Source organism: Herbiconiux daphne, from assembly GCF_024979295.1.
GTDB classification, from domain to species: Bacteria; Actinomycetota; Actinomycetes; order Actinomycetales; family Microbacteriaceae; genus Herbiconiux; species Herbiconiux daphnes.
In genome coordinates, this window is record NZ_JANLCJ010000074.1 from 1 (window position 1) to 1,629 (window position 1,629).

The 1,629-nt window shown below is 45.1% G+C and carries 2 protein-coding genes; both read left to right on the forward strand.

What is annotated here, in order from left to right:
* Positions 1-962: hypothetical protein (locus N1032_RS22960; protein WP_259542637.1), on the forward strand; the 962-nt coding region annotated here is incomplete at its 5' end.
* A gap of 42 nt (positions 963-1,004) precedes the next feature.
* Positions 1,005-1,629, forward strand: a 625-nt coding sequence (locus N1032_RS22965; RefSeq protein ID WP_259542638.1) for a hypothetical protein, incomplete at its 3' end; no start/stop codon positions are given.

Here is a 1,629-nt window from a genome sequence, read left to right on the forward strand (position 1 = left end):
AGATGGGTGGTAATAAGCAAGCTCTTATCGACCAAGGTTATTCACCTGCTTCTGTTGAAGCTGCTATCACTTCTGGCGATGCTTCTAAACTCCAGATGCAACAGATGAGTGACCAAGATCGTATGGCTGCTGAAGATCAGATTTGGGGTAAACGTCAAGCTTATCAACAGGAAGCTACTAAACAGGCAGAAGAACGAAGCAATCAAGAATGGGCACGTCGTAATGATATTACAAACGCTCAGATGGTTGAACGTGAGAAGATGTCTGATGCTCGTACTCAGAGAGCTGCGGATGATGCTCTTAAACGTCAGCTTAAAGTTATCGACTATAAAGATAGGCTTAAGCAGAAAGCTCTTAATAGTTCAGATGCTGGATACACTTGGGGTAAAGGTGAACTTACTGCTGAGCAGAAAACATTTGGCCCACTTATCACTCAGAACTCCAACCGCTTTACTAACTTCCAATCCGCTGAGGATTTGGCTAATAAAGCTAAAGAAGCTCTGGCTAAAGGTGATAATGCAACAGCGGCATTCAACTATAAAACAGCGGTTGAACTTGCTGCTAAAGCTCAGGTTGGTGGTCAGCGTTCTATCGATCCGCAAGACGTTGCATACTTTACTGAGAACCCTGATGTTATTGAATCAACCAAGAATGGCGTAAGTCTTAAAGCTGGTTATGGCCCAACCGTTAGTAACGTAGACTATCTCATTAAAGGTCTTAAAACCTCTCATGAGACTGAACTTGGTGTTATTAAGAAAGCTGCGGAAGATCGTATTAAATCTCATGTGGCTGGTGGTATGGATCCTCATCGTGCTACTGTTCTGGTTAACAAGTCTGTTGGTGGTGCTATGGGTGGTCAATTCGTTGATCCATACAACGTACTTTCTCCACAGGCTGTTGCTCAACGTGGTGCATTAGCTGGTCAAGATACGTCAGCAGATTTGAATGGTTTTAGTTTTTAATAAGGGCGGGAGTTCCCGCCTTTCCTCTATAAGGAAGTGAAGATGGCACAAGATAGTAATTTAACGTGGGAACAGGTGCAAGCCGATCCTCGTTATCAAAATGCTTCGCCACAGCAGAAACAGAATATCGAAATGTCTTATCGACAATCGCACAGTGCGGCTACTTCTGCTTCTCCTTCTGCTCCACAACAACCTCAAGTTCAGCAAGCACCACAGCAGCAAAGTGATTGGGCTAGTGATATTGGTGACTCTGCTGCTTCCTTCCTGAAAGGTGCTGCTGCGACAGCAAGTCATGGTGTTGTAGAAGGTCTTACCGGTCTGGTGCAAGCTGGTGATACTGCTGCTAACAAATTAGTTGGAATGGGGCCGAGTAGTTTATCTGCTTATGCAAAACGTGTGCAGGATCGTGCTGATGAAGTGTACAAACAGCGTCAACAAGAAGCTGCTAGTGCAGGTCACGAAACTGCGTTCCAGCGTGGTGGTACTGTAGGTCAAGTAGCTACTGATGTAGGAACAATGATTGCTGCTCCAGAAGTAGCTATCCCTGCTATTGCTGCTCGTGAAATGGGTGGTGCTTATGCTCGTCAGAAAGAAGGTGAGAAAAATCTTGCTTCTGCTGTAGCTGTAGGTGGTGCTAACTACTTAGCTGGTAAGATTCTTCCTGGTG